Source organism: Photobacterium sp. DNB23_23_1 (assembly GCF_052873815.1).
Genome location: NZ_JBNNXT010000113.1, coordinates 1 through 350, shown reverse-complemented (window position 1 = coordinate 350; position 350 = coordinate 1). Strand labels below are relative to the sequence as shown.

At 50.0% G+C, this 350-nt stretch carries 2 tRNA genes; both read left to right on the top strand.

The features are described from left to right. Positions 1-110: 110 nt before the first annotated feature. Positions 111-215, top strand: a tRNA-OTHER gene (locus ACVA53_RS25045). Positions 216-276: 61 nt separating this feature from the next. Beyond that, positions 277-350, top strand: a tRNA-Pro gene (locus tag ACVA53_RS25040).

The window sequence follows — 350 nt, the reverse complement described above, 5'->3', positions numbered from 1 at the left end:
GCAGCTTGGTAGCGCATCTGGTTTGGGACCAGAGGGTCGGGGGTTCGAATCCCTCTTCACCGACCACTATTTAAAAATAGTGGCAAGTTCATACAGCCATTATTTATTGTCGGTGAATAGCGCAGCTTGTTAGCGCATCTCAGGATTTTGAGAATAGCGGACCAGAGGGTCGAGGTCTGGAAGCCCAGTTGCATCGAGTCCCTCTTCACCGACCACTATTAAATCTGTTGGTTTAGACCGGGCAGAATCATCTGATAAGATGTCAAACATATATGTCGGTGAATAGCGCAGCTTGGTAGCGCATCTGGTTTGGGACCAGAGGGTCGGGGGTTCGAATCCCTCTTCACCGA